The 17,212-nt window shown below is 75.8% G+C and carries 17 protein-coding genes and 1 pseudogene; 12 read left to right on the top strand and 6 right to left on the bottom strand.

Annotation, left to right across the window (positions count from 1 at the left end; all coding sequences use genetic code 11):
- From ACFW47_RS16455 to ACFW47_RS16445, 3 genes are all read right to left on the bottom strand, one after another.
- Positions 1 to 879 carry an endonuclease/exonuclease/phosphatase family protein gene (locus tag ACFW47_RS16455; RefSeq protein WP_386276364.1) on the bottom strand — a complete coding sequence of 293 codons (879 nt, stop codon included), beginning with the start codon at positions 877 to 879 and terminating at the stop codon, positions 1 to 3.
- A gap of 85 nt (positions 880 to 964) precedes the next feature.
- Complete coding sequence (locus ACFW47_RS16450) at positions 965 to 1,405, bottom strand: SRPBCC family protein (protein ID WP_386276363.1); 441 nt, start codon at positions 1,403 to 1,405, stop codon at positions 965 to 967.
- A 52-nt stretch (positions 1,406 to 1,457) separates the two neighbouring features.
- On the bottom strand, positions 1,458 to 2,246 hold the full coding sequence (locus tag ACFW47_RS16445) for a polysaccharide deacetylase family protein (RefSeq protein ID WP_386306123.1): 789 nt from the start codon (positions 2,244 to 2,246) through the stop codon (positions 1,458 to 1,460).
- A 130-nt stretch (positions 2,247 to 2,376) separates the two neighbouring features.
- On the opposite strand from ACFW47_RS16445, the gene ACFW47_RS16440 reads away from it, so the two are divergent.
- The 12 genes and pseudogenes from ACFW47_RS16440 (at position 2,377) to ACFW47_RS16385 (ending at position 15,192) form a co-directional block, all read left to right on the top strand.
- Positions 2,377 to 3,369 (top strand): UDP-glucuronic acid decarboxylase family protein, encoded by a 993-nt coding sequence (locus ACFW47_RS16440; RefSeq protein WP_386306122.1) that lies wholly within the window; start codon positions 2,377 to 2,379, stop codon positions 3,367 to 3,369.
- A 169-nt stretch (positions 3,370 to 3,538) separates the two neighbouring features.
- Complete coding sequence (locus ACFW47_RS16435) at positions 3,539 to 5,179, top strand: carbamoyltransferase (protein ID WP_386306121.1); 1,641 nt, start codon at positions 3,539 to 3,541, stop codon at positions 5,177 to 5,179.
- Positions 5,176 to 6,210 (top strand): glycosyltransferase, encoded by a 1,035-nt coding sequence (locus ACFW47_RS16430; protein WP_386276359.1) that lies wholly within the window; start codon positions 5,176 to 5,178, stop codon positions 6,208 to 6,210. The genes ACFW47_RS16435 and ACFW47_RS16430 overlap by 4 nt, the downstream gene beginning before the upstream one ends.
- A pseudogene (locus ACFW47_RS16425) lies at positions 6,207 to 6,728 on the top strand (D-glycero-alpha-D-manno-heptose-1,7-bisphosphate 7-phosphatase); the annotation flags it as partial. The gene ACFW47_RS16430 and the pseudogene ACFW47_RS16425, both read left to right, overlap by 4 nt.
- Positions 6,729 to 7,192: 464 nt before the next feature.
- Positions 7,193 to 8,182, top strand: coding sequence for a glycosyltransferase family 9 protein (locus ACFW47_RS16420; protein WP_386306120.1), 990 nt, complete (start codon positions 7,193 to 7,195; stop codon positions 8,180 to 8,182).
- Entirely contained in the window at positions 8,179 to 9,132 is a 954-nt protein-coding gene (locus tag ACFW47_RS16415) for a glycosyltransferase (protein ID WP_386276357.1), read from the top strand. Before ACFW47_RS16420 ends, ACFW47_RS16415 begins: the two co-directional genes overlap by 4 nt.
- The gene (locus ACFW47_RS16410) at positions 9,129 to 10,346 is read left to right on the top strand and encodes a glycosyltransferase family 4 protein (RefSeq protein WP_386276356.1); all 1,218 of its coding nucleotides are present in this window, start codon (positions 9,129 to 9,131) and stop codon (positions 10,344 to 10,346) included. The genes ACFW47_RS16415 and ACFW47_RS16410 overlap by 4 nt, the downstream gene beginning before the upstream one ends.
- Positions 10,346 to 10,945, top strand: a complete 600-nt coding sequence (locus ACFW47_RS16405; RefSeq protein ID WP_386276355.1) for an SIS domain-containing protein — start codon at positions 10,346 to 10,348, stop codon at positions 10,943 to 10,945. The genes ACFW47_RS16410 and ACFW47_RS16405 overlap by 1 nt, the downstream gene beginning before the upstream one ends.
- A gap of 8 nt (positions 10,946 to 10,953) precedes the next feature.
- On the top strand, positions 10,954 to 12,336 hold the full coding sequence (gene rfaE2 / locus ACFW47_RS16400) for a D-glycero-beta-D-manno-heptose 1-phosphate adenylyltransferase (protein ID WP_386306119.1): 1,383 nt from the start codon (positions 10,954 to 10,956) through the stop codon (positions 12,334 to 12,336).
- Positions 12,333 to 13,367: a glycosyltransferase family 9 protein gene (locus ACFW47_RS16395; protein ID WP_386276351.1), complete on the top strand. Its 1,035-nt coding sequence runs from the start codon at positions 12,333 to 12,335 to the stop codon at positions 13,365 to 13,367. Before rfaE2 ends, ACFW47_RS16395 begins: the two co-directional genes overlap by 4 nt.
- Positions 13,364 to 14,299: a glycosyltransferase family 2 protein gene (locus ACFW47_RS16390; protein ID WP_386306118.1), complete on the top strand. Its 936-nt coding sequence runs from the start codon at positions 13,364 to 13,366 to the stop codon at positions 14,297 to 14,299. Before ACFW47_RS16395 ends, ACFW47_RS16390 begins: the two co-directional genes overlap by 4 nt.
- Positions 14,296 to 15,192 carry a glycosyltransferase family 2 protein gene (locus ACFW47_RS16385; RefSeq protein WP_386306117.1) on the top strand — a complete coding sequence of 299 codons (897 nt, stop codon included), beginning with the start codon at positions 14,296 to 14,298 and terminating at the stop codon, positions 15,190 to 15,192. The genes ACFW47_RS16390 and ACFW47_RS16385 overlap by 4 nt, the downstream gene beginning before the upstream one ends.
- Before the next feature lie 64 nt (positions 15,193 to 15,256).
- Here ACFW47_RS16385 and ACFW47_RS16380 read toward each other — a convergent pair whose 3' ends face one another.
- From ACFW47_RS16380 to ACFW47_RS16370, 3 genes are all read right to left on the bottom strand, one after another.
- Entirely contained in the window at positions 15,257 to 15,457 is a 201-nt protein-coding gene (locus ACFW47_RS16380; RefSeq protein WP_272588314.1) for a hypothetical protein, read from the bottom strand.
- 67 nt (positions 15,458 to 15,524) lie between these two features.
- Complete coding sequence (locus ACFW47_RS16375) at positions 15,525 to 15,833, bottom strand: DUF3040 domain-containing protein (RefSeq protein WP_386276347.1); 309 nt, start codon at positions 15,831 to 15,833, stop codon at positions 15,525 to 15,527.
- Between the two features lie 58 nt (positions 15,834 to 15,891).
- Positions 15,892 to 16,785 carry a polysaccharide pyruvyl transferase family protein gene (locus tag ACFW47_RS16370; protein ID WP_386306116.1) on the bottom strand — a complete coding sequence of 298 codons (894 nt, stop codon included), beginning with the start codon at positions 16,783 to 16,785 and terminating at the stop codon, positions 15,892 to 15,894.
- Positions 16,786 to 17,212 lie beyond the last annotated feature (427 nt).

Raw genomic sequence — 17,212 nt, 5'->3', positions numbered from 1 at the left:
TCAGTCCCGCCCCGGTCCCTTCCTGGTGAGGGACACGTCCGCGACCACCGGCCGGTGGTCCGAGGCCACCGCTTCCTCCGGCACGGCGGCGCCCCGCACCCGCACGCCCTCGCCCACCGCCACGTAGTCGATCCGCTTCACGGGGGCCGCGGCCGGATACGTGCCGCCGGTTCCGGCCCCGGCGTCGTCCAGCTCCTGCCACAGGGGCTGGAGTTCCGGAGCCGACGGTTCGGCGTTGAAGTCGCCGAGCAGCACCTGGCGGGCCCCGGGCAGGGCCGCCCGCTCCCGCGCCATGATCCGCCGTGTGTCGGCGACCTGAGCCACCCGCACCGCCGGGTCGGCCCGGTAGTCGAGGTGCGTCACGAACACCTGCAGCGGCACTCCCCGCACCTTGAGGGTGACCTCCCCGAAACCGGGCGCCGGGGCCGGCACCGGGTTCTGGTCCTGCGTGGACAGGCGGGTGATCTCGTGGTTCGTCTCCGAGCGGACCGGGAAGCGGGACAGCACCGCCACGCCGTACTCACGCCGCGGGCCGCCCGCCTCCACCGGGTCGAGGCTGTAGATCGGTGCGAACGACACCCGCATGCCGAGCCGTCGCGCGAGCTCCTCGGCGACGTCGAGGTCCTGACTGCGCGCGCCCCAGTGCACGTCGACCTCCTGGAGGCCGATCACGTCCGCGTCGAGGGCACGCAGTGCTGCGGTCTGCCGGTCGAGGTCGAAGACCCCGTCCGAGCCCGTTCCGGCGTGGACGTTGTACGTGGCGATGCGCAGCGGCACGGTGTGCCCCTGCCCGGCCGAGGCGGGCGGCGCCGCCACCGCCAGGCTCAACAGGGCACCCGAGAGAGACAGTTGGACGTAAGTGCGCGCTCTGAGAGACATGCCGGCACGGTACGCGGGAAACGGCCGTCGCGGGACGTGCGGCGCCGGTCCGACGGCGTCCCGTCCCCCGTGCGCCACCGGTGGTTCACGGGTGCCGCAGCAGCCGGTTGACCGTGCGGCCGAAGACGTACCGTCCCGCGCGGCCCAGGAGACCGTCGAAGGCGGGCGGAAGGAGACGGACCGTCAGCTCCTCGCGCCACACCACCCGGCTGCGGCCGCCGGGCCCCGGCCGTACCTCGATCTCCGCCCAGCCGCCGACCAGCCGGCCGCGCTTGTCCAGCCGGCACCGGCCGGGGGAGTCGTCCTCCGGCGGCTCCCAGACGGTCACCTCCATCCGGTCGTCGAAGGCGAGCGGGCCGGCGCCCGTGCGGGCCACGATCACCGTGCCCGTTCGGGTGGGGCCGGGAGTGGCGACGGTGACGCGGGTCAGCGGCACGGAGTCGCCGTGCCGCTGCCACGCGGTGAGCCTGCGCCAGGCCTCGTCCAGGGGGAGCGGGGCGGTGCGTTCGAGCGAGAAGATGACCACGCGACGATCGTAAGGACCGCGACCGGCGAAACCAGGCCCCGACCGGCGTGCCCTAGCGGTAGACCTGGCCCGGTTCGGCCTTCCCCGGCGCCAGCAGCTGAGGAACCGTCACGAACACGTACCCCCGCTCCTTGAGCGCGTCGATGATCCCGGGCACCGCCGGGACGGTGCCGTCGTAGATGTCGTGCAGCAGGATGATGCCGTCCCGGGACGACTGGTCCAGCACGCGCTCCGTGATCAGGTCGGAGTCGTTCGTCTTGTAGTCCTTCGCGGTCACGCTCCACAGCACCTCCGCCAGCCCCAGCTCGCGGCAGATCTCGTGAACCGTGTCGTCCGTGCGGCCCTGCGGCGGGCGCATCAGGGTGGGGCGCTTCCCGGTCAGGCGCTCTATCTCCTTGTTCGGGCGCTCCAGTTCCTCGCGTATCTCGTCCGGCTCGGCGTCCGTGAGGATCTTGTGGGTCCAGGTGTGGCTGGCCACCTCGTGACCCTCGTCAGCCATGCGCCTGACAAGTTCGGGATAGGTGTCGATGTGCCGCTTGCCGAGCAGGAAGAAGGTCGCCGGGACCTGCTTCTCCTTGAGTATGTCGAGCAGTCTGGCGGAGTTCTCGCTCGGTCCGGCGTCGAAGGTCAGCGCGATGCACTTGGTGTGGCGGCAGTCGACGGTGCCGAAGCCGGCCGCCCGCGCCTGAGGGCCCGCCGCGCCGCGGACGGAGCTGGGCGAGGTCGTCTCCAGCTTCGTGCAGCCGCTCAGCGCCAGCGTCAGTGAGGCGGCTGCCGCGAGGGTTACGGCGGCACGCAACCCGGTCCCCGTTTTCGTCATCTTCCTGGTCAGCGAAAGCATGCGAGGACTATACACAGCGAGTATATACGCGGTTTATAGTTCCTGTGTCGAATGAACGTTCGAGGTAGTGGGGGTCCTCACCGGGTTACTCAGCCGACACGCAAGTGACGCTGAGAGTGAGGAGGACCCCGTGAGCGAGAGCCCCGTGGGCGACAGCCCCCTGAACGGACGCGTCTGGCGCCGGGCCCTGGTGACCGGTGGCGCCGGATTCGTGGGGTCCCACCTGTGCGGCCGGCTGCTCGACGCCGGCACGGACGTCGTGTGCCTCGACAACCTGGCCACCGGCTCCCGGGCCAACGTGGCCGACCTGGAGCGGCACCGAGGCTTCCGGTTCGTCCACGCCGACGCCACCGACCCGGCCGCCCTGCGCCGCCTGCCCGGACGCTTCGACCTGGTCCTGCACTTCGCCTGCCCGGCCTCGCCCGCCGACTACCTCCGGCTGCCGCTGGAGACCCTCGACGTCGGCAGCACCGGCACCCGCAACGCCCTGGAGCGGGCCCGCGCCGACGGCGCCCGCTTCCTGCTCGCCTCCACCTCCGAGGTCTACGGCGACCCGCTGGAGCACCCGCAGCGCGAGACGTACTGGGGCAACGTCAACCCGATCGGCCCGCGCAGCGTCTACGACGAGTCCAAGCGCTTCGCCGAGGCCCTGGTCACCGCCCACCGCCAGGTGCACGGCACCGACGCCGCCATCGTGCGGATCTTCAACACGTACGGCCCCCGCATGCGCACCGGCGACGGCCGTGCCGTGCCCACCTTCATCGCCCAGGCCCTGGACGGCATGCCGCTCACCGTCGCCGGCGACGGCGGCCAGACCCGTTCCCTGTGCTACGTCGACGACACCGTCGAGGGCGTCCTGGCCCTCGCCGCGTCCGGCGAGACCGGGCCGGTGAACATCGGCGGCGCCGACGAGATCACCATGCTGGAGCTGGCCCGCCGCGTCGTCGAGCTCACCGGCTCCGGCTCCCGCATCCGCTTCGTCGACCGCCCCGTGGACGACCCCGGCCGCCGCAGGCCCGACACCACCCTGGCCCGGGAACGGCTCGGCTGGCAGCCGCGGGTCGGCTGGAGCGAAGGGCTGGAGCGGACCATCGGCTGGTTCGCGCACTCCGTCGCCGCGTAGACCCCGGAGAGCGGACCCGCAGATCATCACATTCCGTGATGTGTCGGCTCATTCCTGGAACTGAGTTGTCTCCAAGTGTTTGACCCAGCCGCACCGCGGCACCCGCGAGACCGGAGAGACCACAGAAGTCGGAGAGACCCCAGCAGTCGCCCGGGACGGAGCACCACCCATGCGCATCCTTGGTATCAACGCCCTGTTCCACGACCCGGCCGCCGCGCTCGTCGTCGACGGCCGGACCGTCGCGGCCGCCGAGGAAGAGCGTTTCAGCCGCCGCAAGCACGGCAAGCGGCCGGTGCCGTTCTCGGCGTGGGAGGTGCCGGAGCTGTCGGCACGGTGGTGCCTGGAGCACGCCGGGGTGCGGCCCGAGGAGCTGGACGCCGTCGCGTACTCCTTCGACCCGAAGCTCGCCCGGCCCGCCCGCGAGATGGGCCTCGACGACCCCTGGGACCCGCTGCGGCTGGAGTACGCCCGCCGGGCGCCCGAGTTCCTCGCCGAGGCGCTGCCCGGGCTCGACCCCGACCAGGTGGTCTTCGTCCCGCACCACGTGGCGCACGCCGCCTCCGCAGGACCGGCCTCACCGCATCCCGACAACGACGTCCTCGTCCTCGACGGACGCGGCGAGTCCGCCTCCCACCTGGCCGGCCGCTACCGCGACGGCAAGCTCGACACCCTCGCCACGCAGGCGCTCCCGCACTCGCTGGGCCTGGTCTACGAGGAACTGACCGAGCACCTCGGCTTCCTGCGCAGCAGCGACGAGTACAAGGTGATGGCCCTCGCCTCCTACGGGAAACCCCGGTTCGCGGACCGACTGCGCGAGTACGTCCACGCCACCGGCGACGGCGGCTTCCGCGCCCACGGCGTCGACTGGGCGGCCCTCGCGCCGCCGCGCGCCAAGGGTGAGGACTGGACCAAGGACCACGCCGACCTCGCCGCGAGCACCCAGGCCGTCCTGGAGGAACTGCTCCTCGAACTCGTCCACTGGCTGCACCGCGAGGCCGGCGGCCAGGCCCTCACCATGGCGGGCGGCGTCGCGCTGAACTGTGTCGCCAACTCGAAGATCGCCGCGCGCGGCCCGTACCGCCACGTGTGGGTGCAGCCCGCCGCCGGTGACGCCGGCACCGCCCTCGGCGGCGCCCTGCACGTCGCCGCCGCCCAGGAGGGCGCGGCCCCCGAGCCCATGCCCGGTGCCGACCTCGGCCGCGGCTGGAGCGACGACGAGATCCGGGCCTGGCTGGAGACGGCCGCGATCCCGTACGAGGAACCGGACGACATCGCCGAGACGGTCGCCGAGGAGCTGGCCCGGGACGGCGTCGTCGCCTGGTTCCAGGGCCGCAGCGAGTTCGGCCCGCGCGCCCTCGGGCACCGCTCCCTGATGGCCCACCCCGGTCGCGCGGAGAACCTCGAACGCCTCAACCACGTCAAGGGACGCGAGGAGTTCCGGCCCGTGGCGCCGATGGTGCTGGCCGACCGCGCCGCCGACATCTTCACCGGCCCGGTCCCCAGCCCGTACATGCTCTTCGTGCACGACGTCGCGTCCGCCTGGCGGGACCGCATCCCGGCCGTCGTGCACGTCGACGGCACCGCCCGCATCCAGACCGTCGAGGAGCGTCGCGAGCCGCTGGTCGCGCGGATGCTGGCCTCCTTCGAGAAGCGCACCGGACTGCCCGTCGTCGTCAACACCAGCCTCAACACCGCCGGGCGGCCCATGGTCGACGACCCGCGCGACGCCCTGGAGTGCTTCGGCTCCGCGCCCGTCGACCTGCTGGCCATCGGTCCGTTCGCGGTGCGCCGGGGGAGGGCGTTCGGATGAGCGGCGATCCCGTGACCGGCGGCGCCATGACCGGCTACGCCGTGGTCGTCCCCACGCTCGCCCGCGCGACGCTGGCCGACTGCCTGGCCGCGCTGGCCGCCGCGACCGGGCCCGGCCCCGACGAGATCGTCCTCGTCGACGACCGGCCGGATCCCGACGCCGACCCGCGGGCGCTGGAACATCCCCTGACCGTCCTCGGCGACCTGCGCGAGCGCACGGTGGTGCTGCGCAGCGGGGGGCGCGGTCCCGCCGCCGCCCGCAACACCGGAATCCGCGCGGTGACCTCACCCTGGACCGCCTTCCTCGACGACGACGTCCAGGTCGGCCCGCACTGGTGCGACCAGCTGGTCCAGGACCTCGCCGAGGCGGCCCCCGACATCGGTGCCGTACAGGGCGTGATCGCCGTGCCGCTGCCCGGTGAACGCCGCCCCACCGACTGGGAGCGCGGCACCGCGGGGCTCGCACGGGCGCAGTGGATCACCGCCGACATGGCCTACCGGACCGACGTGCTGAAGCAGGTCCACGGCTTCGACGAACGCTTCCCCCGCGCCTTCCGCGAGGACGCCGACCTGGCGCTGCGCGTCCTCGACGCGGGCTGGCGCATCCGGCGGGGCCGCCGCACCACCCGCCACCCCGTGCGCGACGCCTCCCGCTGGGCGTCCCTCAAGCAGCAGCGCGGCAACGCCGACGACGCGCTGATGCGCCGGCTGCACGGCCCCGACTGGTGGGCCAAGGCGGTGGCCCCCAGGGGCCGCATCCGCCGCCACGCCGCGATCACCGCCGCCGGACTCGCCGCCCTCGCCCTCGCCGCCGCCGGCCGACCCCGGGCCGCCGCGGTCGCCGGGCTCGGCTGGGCCGCGGGCACCGCCGAGTTCGCCTGGGCCCGCATCGCCCCCGGACCGCGCACCCGCGACGAGGTCGTCACGATGCTGGCGACCAGCGCCCTCATCCCGCCCGCCGCGACCTGGCACCGGCTGACCGGCGAGTGGCGGCACCGCTCCGCCCCCGCCTGGCGGGAGGTGGCGGCATGAGCCCCGTCAAGGCCGTCCTCTTCGACCGCGACGGCACCCTCGTCCACGACGTGCCCTACAACGGCGACCCCGACCGGGTCCGCCCCGTCGACGGCGCCCGCGAGGCGGTGGCGCTGCTGCGCGAACACGGCATCCGCGTCGGCGTCGTCACCAACCAGTCCGGCGTCGCCCGCGGCATCGTCACCGACTCCGACGTCCGCCACGTCAACCGGCGGATCGACGAGCTCGTCGGCCCCTTCGACGTGTGGGCCGTCTGCCCGCACGGCCCCGACGACGGCTGCCACTGCCGCAAGCCGCAGCCCGGCATGATCCTCTGGGCCGCCGGCCGTGTCTGCGCGGGCCCCGCCGAGTGCGTCGTCATCGGCGACATCGGCGCCGACGTGGAGGCCGCCGAACGCGCCGGCGCCCACGGCATCCTCGTCCCCAACGACCGCACCCGTCCCGAGGAGACGAGGGCCGCCGCCCACGTCGCCCCGGACCTCCTGACCGCGGTACGCGCGGTACTGGCCGGCCCGCCCACGGGCCACGTCCTGGCGGACGAGCGCCCCATCGAGGCGGCGTACGACGCGGGCGCGGACGGCGGGGCGACGACCTCCGGGGACCCGGCGCCGGACGAGCCGGCGGCCGGCCCGGCCGAGGGCGGGACCGTCGGCGGCAGGGGGCAAGCGGCCACCGGCCGGGCCGAGTACGACGCGAACACCGCCACGGGCGGCGAGTTCCCCGGCGGCCCGGGTGGCCAGGCCGCCGCCTCGGGCGAGCCGGAGCACGGCCGGAACGGCCGAGGCCCCGGTGACCGTGCGGGAGGCGGCCTGGCCGCCCCGGGAACCGACGGCCGCGACGGCGCGGGGGAGCGCTCGGTCACCGTGCCGGACGAGAGGGCGGGCACCGGCGGGGGCGGAACCCCGGACGCCCCGGGCTCCGTTCACCACCCCCGCCGGGCGGCCCGCTCGCGTACCGCTGTGGACACCCGTGGGAGGCCGCGATGAAGGCACTGGTCACCCGGCTCGACAGCTTCGGCGACGTGCTGCTCGCCGGGCCCGCCGTGCGCGCCGTCGCCGCCCGCGCCGGTCACGTCACCATGCTGTGCGGATCGCGCGGCGCGCCCGCCGCCCGCCTGTTGCCCGGCGTGGACGAGGTGCTGGTCTGGGACGCGCCGTGGGGCGGGTTCCGGCCGCCCGACGTCGACCGGGCCGACATCGACGCGCTGGTGGAACGGATCGACGCCGACACGGCACTCGTCCTCACCTCCTTCCACCAGTCCCCGCTGCCCACCGCCCTGGTGCTGCGCCTCGCCGGGGTCCGCCACATCGCCGCGGACAGCGTGGACTACCCCGGCTCCCTGCTCGACCTGCGCCACCAGCGCGCCCCGCACGCCCACGAGGCCGAGGCGGCGCTGGACCTCGCCGAGGCGGCGGGCTTCCCGCGGCCCGACGACGGGCGGCTGCGGGTGCGCACACCGCCCCGCACCGACGACCTGACCGGCCCCGGGCCGTACGTCGTCCTGCACCCGGGCGCCAGCGTCCCCGCCCGCGCCTGGAGCGCCGAGCGCAGCGCCGAGGCGGTACGCGAACTGGCCGCCGCCGGGCACCGCGTCCTGGTCACCGGCGGCCCCGACGAACGCGACCTCACCGCGTACGTCGCCGGCGACCACGGCACCGACCTCGGCGGCCGCACGCAGGCCCCGGAGCTGTCCGGCGTCCTCGCGGGCGCGTCCGTCGTCGTCACCGGCAACACCGCGCCCGCCCACCTCGCGGCGGCCGTCGGCACCCCGGTCGTGTCCCTGTTCGCCCCCGTCGTACCGGCGGAGCGCTGGCGGCCGTACGGAGTCCCGTACCTCCTGCTCGGCGACCAGGACGCACCCTGCGCCGACACCCGGGCCCGGGACTGCCCCGTCCCCGGCCACCCCTGCCTGAACACCGTCACGGCCACCGACGTGGCGGCCGCCGTAGAGAAACTCCTGGGGGAGGCATGAGGATCCTCATCTGGCATGTGCACGGGTCGTGGACCACGGCCTTCGTGCAGGGCCCGCACACCTACCTCGTCCCCGTCACCCCGGACCGCGGACCCGACGGCCTCGGCCGTGCCCGCACCTGGGACTGGCCCGACTCCGTGGTCGAGGTACCGCCGGAGCGGCTGCGGGACGAGGACATCGACCTCGTGATCATCCAGCGACCGCACGAACTCGCCCTGGTCGACGCGTGGCTCGGCCGCCGCCCTCCGCTGGTGTACCTGGAGCACAACGCCCCCGACGGGGACGTGCCCGACACCCGCCACCCCGCCGCGGACCTCCCCGATGTCACCACCCTCGTCCACGTCACCCACTTCAACCGGCTGATGTGGGACGCGGGGCCGGTGGACACCGCTGTCATCGAGCACGGCATCGTCGACCCCGGCCACCGCTGGACCGGCGAGCTGGAACGCGCCGCCGTCGTCGTCAACGAGCCGATCCGGCGCGGGCGCACGACCGGCACCGACCTGCTCCCCGAGTTCGCCCGCGCCGCCCCGCTCGACGTGTTCGGCATGCGCACCGAAGGCCTCGCCGAGCACATCGGCGTCGCCCCCGACCGCTGCCGCACGCAGGACGTGCCCCAGAGCGACCTGCACACCGAACTCGCCCGCCGCCGGGTCTACGTCCACCCCGTCCGCTGGACCTCCCTCGGGCTCTCCCTGCTCGAGGCCATGCACCTGGGCATGCCCGTGGTCGCCCTCGCCACCACCGAGGTGACCGAGGCCGTGCCCCCGGGCGCCGGAGTGGTCTCCAACCGCATCGACGTACTGACCGACGCCGTACGCGACTTCCTCGCCGACCCGCTGCACGCGCGGACCGTCGGCGACGGGGCCCGTGCGGCGGCCCTGTCCCGCTACGGGCTGTCCCGCTTCCTGGACGACTGGGAGCGGCTGCTGAAGGAGGTGACCCGATGAGGATCGCCATGGTGTCCGAGCACGCGAGCCCGCTCGCCGCGCTCGGCGGCGTCGACGCCGGTGGACAGAACGTCTACGTGGCCCGCCTCACCGAGGAGTTGGCCAAGCGCGGCCACGACGTCACGGTCTACACCCGCCGCGACGCCACCGACCTGCCCGACCGGGTGCCGCTGCCCGGCGGCGCGGTCGTCGAGCACGTGCCGGCCGGACCGCCCGCGGCCGTCCCCAAGGACGAACTCTTCCCGCACATGCCCGCCTTCGGTGCCCACCTGGCCCGCGCCTGGGCGCGGGAGCGCCCCGACGTCGTGCACGCCCACTTCTGGATGTCCGGGATGGCCTCCCAGATCGGCGCCCGGCCCCTCGGCATCCCGCTCGTGCAGACCTTCCACGCCCTCGGCACCGTCAAGCGGCGCCACCAGGGCATGCGGGACACCAGCCCCTACGAGCGCATCGGCATCGAGCGGCAGATCGGCCGCTCCTGCGAACGGGTACTGGCCACCTGCACCGACGAGGTCGTGGAACTCGGCGACATGGGCGTACCGCCCCGCCAGGTCTCCGTCGTGCCCTGCGGCGTGGACGCCGAGCACTTCAGCCCGACCGCCGACACCGGCCGCACCCCCGCCCGCAAGGAACGGCACCGGCTGCTCGCCTGCGGCCGGCTCGTGCCGCGCAAGGGCTACGACCAGGCCATCCGCGCCCTGGCCGACGTACCCGACACCGAACTCCTCATCGCGGGCGGCCCGCCCGCCGGCGGCCTCGACGCCGACCCCGAGGCCCAGCGCCTGACCGCGCTCGCGCACCGCACCGGCGTCGCCGACCGGGTCCGGCTGCTCGGCGCCGTCGACCCCGAGGACATGCCGGCCCTGCTCCGCAGCACCGACCTGGTGCTGTGCACCCCGGTCTACGAGCCCTTCGGCATCGTGCCGCTGGAGGCGATGGCCTGCGGCGTGCCCGTCCTCGCCACCGACGTCGGCGGTCACCGCGACTCCGTCGCCGACGGCACCACGGGCCGCCTCGTCACCCCGCAGGACCCCGGTGCCATCGCCGAAGCCGCCCGCGAACTCCTCGCCGACGAACGGCTGCGCCGCCAGTACGGCAGGAACGGCCGCGAACGCGTCCTTCGGCACTACACCTGGGCACGCGTCGCCGACGGCGCGGAACAGGTGTACCGCCTGACCCTCGCCGACCACGCACTGTCGAAGGAGGTGGCGTGATGACCGTGCACCCGCCCGTCGTGGGGCACTGCGACGAACTCCAGGACGCGCTGGGGGCGTTCCGCGCCTCGGCGCACGTCACCGAGCGCTGGGGCCAACGGCTCGCGGCCGTCCTCGGCGGCGGCGGCCGGCTGCTGGCCGCGGGCAACGGCGGCAGCGCCGCCCAGGCCCAGCACCTGACCGCCGAACTGGTCGGCCGCTACCGCGACGACCGGCCCCCGTTCTCCGCCATCGCCCTCCACGCCGACACCTCGTCGACCACCGCCATCGCCAACGACTACGGCGTCGACGAGGTGTTCGCCCGCCAGGTCCGCGCGCACGGCCGCGAGGGCGACGTCCTGATGCTGCTGTCCACGTCCGGCGCCAGCGCCAACCTGCTGTCCGCGGCGGACGCGGCCCGCGCGGCCGGCGTACGGGTGTGGGCGCTGACCGGCTGCGCGCCCAACCCGCTGATGGCGGGCAGCGACGAGTCGCTGTGCGTGGACGCCGCCTCGACGGCCACCGTCCAGGAGATCCACCTGGTCGCCGTCCACATGATCTGCGCGGCCTTCGACGCGGCCCTGGAACGGGGCGCGGACGGACAGGGGGCGGGAAGGTGACGCGACGGATGACGGGACGCACGACCGGCAAGGCGCCCCTGGTGGTGGTCGGCGACGCCCTGCTCGACCGCGACCTGACCGGCTCCGCCGACCGGCTCGCCCCCGACGCACCGGTCCCGGTGGTCGCCGAGTGCGCGGAACGCGTACGGCCGGGCGGCGCGGCCCTCGCCGCCTACCTCGCCGCCCGCGACGGCCGCGACGTCACGCTGATCACCGGCTTGGGCGACGACCCGGCCGGCCGGGCCCTGCGCGAACTGCTGGAGCCCTGGCTGACGCTGATCCCGCTGCCCCTGACCGGCACCCTGCCCGAGAAGACCCGGGTCCTCGCGCAGGACCGTCCCGTCGTCCGGCTCGACCGCGGCGGCGGCCGGGTGCACGAGGCCACCGACGAGGCCCGCGCGGCGCTGCGCTCCGCCCGGGCCGTCCTCGTCTCCGACTACGGCCGCGGCGCCGCCGACGCCCTGCGGGACGTACTGGCCGAGCGCCCGCCACTGGTCTGGGACCCGCACCCGCGCGGGGGCCCGCCGGTGCCCGGCACCCGGCTGGTGACACCCGCCGAGAAGGAGGCGCACGGCTTCGCACCCCGCGACGGCCGTCCCGGCGGCGGCCTGCGCGCCGCCGCGCAGCACGCCGCCGCCCTCGTACGGGAATGGCGGGTGGCCGCGGTGACGGTGACGCTCGGCTCCCGCGGCGCCCTCCTCTCCTACGGCGAACACCCGCTCCTCGTCCCCGCACCGGCCGCCCACCACGGCGACTCCTGCGGCGCCGGCGACCGCTTCGCCGCCACCGCCGCCGGGCTGCTCGCCGACGGGGCGCTGGTGGGGGAGGCCGTGGAGGGTGCGGTCGCCGCCGCTACGGCGTTCGTCGCCGCCGGCGGCGCGGGCGCCCTGCCCCCCGCCGCCGACGGCCCGGCGACCGCCGCCGCCCCCGACACCGACGACCCGCACGCCCTGGCCGACCGTGTCCGCGCCCAGCACGGCACGGTGGTCGCCGCTGGCGGCTGCTTCGACCTGCTGCACGCCGGACACGTCGGCCTCCTCCAGGCCGCCCGGCGGCTGGGCGACTGCCTGGTCGTCTGCGTCAACTCCGACGCCTCCGTCCAGCGCCGCAAGGGCGACGGCCGCCCCGTCAACCCGCTCGCCGACCGCGTCCGCGTCCTGCGCGCCCTCGCGTGCGTCGACGCGGTCGCCGTCTTCGACGAGGACACCCCCGAACGCCTCCTGGGCGACCTGCGCCCCGACGTGTGGGTCAAGGGCGGCGACTACGCCGGCGCGGACCTCCCCGAGGCCGCCCTCCTCCAGGAATGGGGCGGCCAGGCGGTCCTCCTGCCCTACCTGGACGGCCGCTCCTCGACGGCCCTGATGGCACGCGCGGCGGAGGGCGTGCGATGACCCGCGGCACACCGGGGCGGCGGGCACCGGGTGCCGGCCCGGCGCACCCCGCCTCGGGCGAGCCCGGTGGCGGCTCGCGGCCCCGGGTGCTCGTGCTGCGGGCCCTGGGGCTCGGGGACCTGCTCGCCGGGGTGCCGGCGCTCCGTGCGCTGCGGCGCGCGTACCCCGCGCACGAACTGGTGCTGGCCACCCCCGCCGAGCTGGCGCCCGTGGCCGCCGCGACCGGCGCCGTGGACCGGCTGCTGCCCGCCGCCGAGCCCGGCCGTGCCGTCCCGCGCTCCCTCGACTGGACCGGCCCGCCGCCCGACGTCGCCGTGGACCTGCACGGCAACGGGCCGCCCAGCCACCGCCTGCTCATGGCACTGCGCCCGCGGAAACTCCTGGCCTTCGCGCACCCTCAGACGCCGGAGGTGGACGGGCCGCCCTGGTACGCGGAGGAACACGAGCGGGACCGGTGGTGCCGGCTGCTGGAGGCGTACGGCATCGAAGCCGACCCGGCCGACCTGCGCCTGCCCCGCCCGCAGGCGGCGTCCCCCGCCCCCGGCGCCGTCGTCCTGCACCCCGGTGCCGGCGCCCCCTCCCGCTGCTGGCCCGTGGAACGGTACGCGGAAGTGGCGCAAGCGCTGCGCGCACGGGGACGGCGGGTCGTCGTCACCGGGGGAGCGGACGAGGGCGACCTCGTGGCCCGGCTGGCGAAGCGCGCCGGCCTGCCCGACACGGACGTGTTCGGCGGCGGCCTGCCCTACGACCGGCTCTCCGCCCTCGTGGCCGGCGCCCGCGCCGTCGTCAGCGGCGACACCGGCATCGCCCACCTGGCCGTCGCCCACGCCACCCCCTCCGTCACCCTCTTCGGCCCCGTGCCGCCCCGCCGCTGGGGACCGCCCGACCACCCCCGTCACCGCGCCCTGTGGCACCCGGGCCCCGACGGTGACCCGCACGGCCACGACGCCGACCCCGCGCTGCTGCGGATCGGCACCGACGACGTCCTGGACGCGCTCGACGCCCTTGACGCCCTGGGAGAGGCACCATGAACCACGCCACCGGCCACGGCCCCTCGACCACCCGTGAACGAACCCGCGCCGACCGCGCCGAAACCGCCCCCGTCGGCGTCGTCATCGCCACCCGCGACCGCTCGGCGAGCCTCGCCGTCACCGTGCGGAACCTGCTCGCCCTGCCCGAGCGGCCCCAGGTCCTCGTCGTCGACAACGCCTCCACCGACGGCACCACCGCCATGCTCGCCCGCGACTTCCCGCAGGTCCGGGTGGTCTCCCTGCCGTTCAACCGAGGCGCCCTCGCCCGCACCCACGGCGTCCGTGCCCTCGACACCCCGTACGTGGCGTTCAGCGACGACGACTCCTGGTGGGCGCCCGGCGCGCTCGCCGCCGCCGTCCGGCACTTCGACGCCCACCCGAGGCTCGGCCTGCTCTCCGCCCGCACCCTGGTCGGGCCCGGCGACGACGCGGACCCCCTCAACGACCTGCTCGCCGACTCCCCCCTCGGCACGGCCACCGACCTGCCCGGCACCCAGGTGCTCGGCTTCCTCGGCTGCGCCGCCGTCGCCCGCCGCACCGCCTACCTCGACGCCGGCGGCTACCACCCGCTGCTCTTCTTCGGCGCCGAGGAGACCCTCCTCGCCTACGACCTCGCCGCCCGCGGCTGGGGCGTCACCCACTGCCCCGACGTCACCGCCCACCACCACCCCGACCCCGGCCCCCGTACCGGCCGGTCGGCCGCCGTACGGCGCAACGAACTGCTCACGGCCTGGCTGCGCCGTCCCCTCCCGCACGCGCTGGCCCGCACCCGCGACCTCGCCGCCGACGCCCGCCACGACCCGCACGCCCGGCGCGCCCTGCGCGAGACGCTCACCCGCCTGCCCGCCGCCCTGCGCGCCCGCAGGCCCCTGCCCCCGCACGTGGAGCGCGCCGCCCGCCTGCTGGACGGAGCGAACGGAGCCACCTCATGACGGACACCCGCACCACCGTCGTCGTCATCACGCACAACCGGCGCCCCGAACTCCTGCGCACCCTGGACCGCCTCGCCGGACTCCCGGAGCGGCCCCCGGTGATCGTCACCGACAACGCCTCCACCGACGGCACCGCCTCCGCCGTCGCCCGCCACCACCCGCGGGTGAAACTCCTGCGCCCCGGCCGCAACCTCGGCGCCGTGGGCCGCAACCTGGCCGTCCGACAGGTCCGCACCCCCTACGTCGCCTTCTGCGACGACGACTCCTGGTGGGCGCCGGGCTCGCTGTCCGGGGCCGCCGACCTGCTCGACCGGCATCCGGCGGTCGGCTCGGTCACCGCCCGCATCCTCGTCGAGCCGGACGGCACCGAGGATCCCATCGTCAAGGAACTGCGCGACTCGCCCGTGCCCCGCCCCGACTGGCTTCCGGGACCGGCCCTCGGGTCGTTCCTGGCCGCCGCGACCGTGCTGCGCACCGACGCCTTCCGGGCCGCGGGCGGCTTCCACCCCCGGCTGTGGCTGGGCGGCGAGGAGGAACTGCTCGCCGCGGACCTGGCGGCGGACGGCTGGTGGCTGACGTACGCCGACGACCTGACGATCCACCACCACCCTTCCGTCGTGCGGGACTCGACCCTGCGTAGGGCGCACGGCATCCGCAACACCCTGTGGTTCACCTGGCTGCGCCGCCCGGCCGGTCCCGCCCTGCGCCGCACCCTCCACCTGGCCCGCACCGTCCCCCGCGACGCCGCCTCCCTGCGCGCCTTCGCCGAGGCGACGGCCGCCCTGCCGTGGGTGCTGCGCGAACGCCGGGTACTGCCGCCCGAGGTCGAGGCACGCCTGCGCTCGCTGGAACCCGCCCAGCGCGACTCGAAGGCCCGCAGCTACACGGGCTGACCCGCCCGCCGGCCACCACACGGACCGGCCCCGCGCCGAGGGGACGCGGGGCCGGTTCCGGGGGTCAGTCGGAGCCTGACGGGCGTTCGCCCTTCGGGCCCCGGCCGCGTTCCGTGCGCGGTCCGCGGCTGCCCCAGTCGTCGCCCTCCTGGAGCTCCTCGTTGGCCGCCCGGTTGGCGTCCTGATCCGAGATCCCCGACCGCTCGGCCTCCTTGCGGAGCCGGGCCCGCCGGGTGTCGTACTTCTTGCTTCCGGGCTCGGGCACGACGATCACCTCCTGTGCCGCACGGGTCCCCGGCCCCGCGGCGAGACAAACCGCCGCGGGGCCGGCCCTAACCCTCCGTCCACCTGCACAGCAGCCGGAACGACGCGAACAGCGTCACCGGCCACACCGCGGCGAACGCCCAGATCACGCCGGGCGCGGACGTGACGATGCCGGTGACCAGCAAGGTGACCGACAGGACGAGAAGCAGGAGGACGGTGAGGGTGCGCGGGCGGTAGGACAACAGGTGGGCGAGGTCGGGGCGGCGGCTCAGCCGCAGGGTGCGCAGGCGCCGCTCCAGCCGGCGGTCGCGGCTGAGCGCCCGCTCCACCTCGTCGAGTATGCGTTGCTCGTGCTCGGGGAGTCGGCCGATGCTCACGATGTCTCCTCCCGGCGGCGGACCGACGGTCCACCGAGTGCCCCCCGGGGACCGGTGGCTAACCGGCCGGCGGCGCCGCCTCCAGCGCCGTCACGAGACCGTCCGCGGCGTCCCCGGCCGCGTCCGCCGCGCGGAATCCGGCGCCGATCCGCCCGGCCTCCTCCCGCCCGGCGGTCAGGCACCAGTCCCACCAGTGCTCCAGCACCCCGTCCGTCAGCCCTTCGGCGGCCACCAGCGCCGGCCAGCCGCAGGCGCGGGCCTGCGCCGTCACCTTCGCCCCGCCCTGGACGGGGTCCACGGCCAGCGCCGGTGTCCCGGCCCGCAGCGCGAGGACCAGCCCGTGCAGCCGGTCGGTGACGACCAGGTCCAGCCGGGCCAGTACGGCCTCCAGCTGGGCCGGCGTGCCGCACAGCCGCCAGTCGTGCGCGTCGAGCCGGGTCTCCAGCTCCAGCCGGGCGCAGTCCTTGCCGGCCAGCCAACCGGTCAGCCCGGCGGCGACCTCCTCGTGCCGCCGCTGACCGCCGTACTCGTGCTGGCCGTGGGTGAGGACGACCCCGACCACGGGCCGGGCGGGCAGGGCGGGCGCGCGGGCGGCCAGGTCCAGGGTCGGAGAGGTGCCGGCGGCGTCGCGGGTCAGCACCCGGTGGAAGCCGGTGACGGCCGGGGAGCCGGGGTCGACCACGGAGACGCCGACGGCGATCCGCAGGCAGTGCGCGAACCGCCGGTGCAACTCCTCGACCTGCGGCCCGTGCGCGGGCCCGCACACGAAGACCAGCCGGGAGTACGCCGCCGGGTCCACGTCCGCGAAGTGCAGTCCGGCTGCCCGGAAGCCGGGGCTCCACACGACGTCGTACGGGAGCCCGGCGCCCCCCAGCACCTCCTCCACCCGCCGCAGCGCCAGCACGTCCCCGGCGGTCGCCTCCCCGTGCAGGAAGCTGAACCAGCCGGTCACCAGGATCCTGTCTCGTCCGTGCACAGTGCGCACGGGTGCCCCGGGGCGGGTGCGGCAATCACCGGCGGAGCCGGCGCACGCGGGTGGGTGCACACGGCGCCGGTGACGGTGACCGTCACCCGCGCGCCGGCGCCGTCGGGGCGCTCTGGCGGGTGACGAGCTACCTCGCCGGAGTCGTCGCCCTCCCGGTCCGGCTGTGGGTCGCGCCACCCGTCCCTGCTGGCGGGCGCACGTCTCACCGTGGAGCTGAGCCGGGCGATGGGAGCCGTACCGTGCGGGACGGTGCGCGGCAGACATGGAGAGGGGGGGGGGGGGGGGGCGCGGGGGGGGCCCCCCCCCCCCCCCCCCGGCGGCCCCAGGGGGTTTGAGGGGGGCTGGACCGGGGGGGCCCAGCGGGGGGGCCCACCCCGGCCAACGGGACGGCCGC

Origin of the sequence: Streptomyces sp. NPDC058796, from assembly GCF_042745235.1 — a bacterium.
Taxonomy (GTDB): Bacteria; Actinomycetota; Actinomycetes; order Streptomycetales; family Streptomycetaceae; genus Streptomyces.
This window is presented reverse-complemented; position numbering and strand designations above follow the sequence as displayed.

Bases quoted from the DNA above. Each gene is read 5' to 3' on its own strand.
- ACFW47_RS16455 (WP_386276364.1), bottom strand. From the start codon at position 879: ATGTCTCTCAGAGCGCGCACTTACGTCCAACTGTCTCTCTCGGGTGCC.
- ACFW47_RS16445 (WP_386306123.1), bottom strand. From the start codon at position 2,246: ATGCTTTCGCTGACCAGGAAGATGACGAAAACGGGGACCGGGTTGCGT.
- ACFW47_RS16435 (WP_386306121.1), top strand. From the start codon at position 3,539: ATGCGCATCCTTGGTATCAACGCCCTGTTCCACGACCCGGCCGCCGCG.
- ACFW47_RS16430 (WP_386276359.1), top strand. From the start codon at position 5,176: ATGAGCGGCGATCCCGTGACCGGCGGCGCCATGACCGGCTACGCCGTG.
- ACFW47_RS16420 (WP_386306120.1), top strand. From the start codon at position 7,193: ATGAAGGCACTGGTCACCCGGCTCGACAGCTTCGGCGACGTGCTGCTC.
- ACFW47_RS16415 (WP_386276357.1), top strand. From the start codon at position 8,179: ATGAGGATCCTCATCTGGCATGTGCACGGGTCGTGGACCACGGCCTTC.
- ACFW47_RS16410 (WP_386276356.1), top strand. From the start codon at position 9,129: ATGAGGATCGCCATGGTGTCCGAGCACGCGAGCCCGCTCGCCGCGCTC.
- ACFW47_RS16405 (WP_386276355.1), top strand. From the start codon at position 10,346: ATGACCGTGCACCCGCCCGTCGTGGGGCACTGCGACGAACTCCAGGAC.
- rfaE2 (WP_386306119.1), top strand. From the start codon at position 10,954: ATGACGGGACGCACGACCGGCAAGGCGCCCCTGGTGGTGGTCGGCGAC.
- ACFW47_RS16395 (WP_386276351.1), top strand. From the start codon at position 12,333: ATGACCCGCGGCACACCGGGGCGGCGGGCACCGGGTGCCGGCCCGGCG.
- ACFW47_RS16390 (WP_386306118.1), top strand. From the start codon at position 13,364: ATGAACCACGCCACCGGCCACGGCCCCTCGACCACCCGTGAACGAACC.
- ACFW47_RS16385 (WP_386306117.1), top strand. From the start codon at position 14,296: ATGACGGACACCCGCACCACCGTCGTCGTCATCACGCACAACCGGCGC.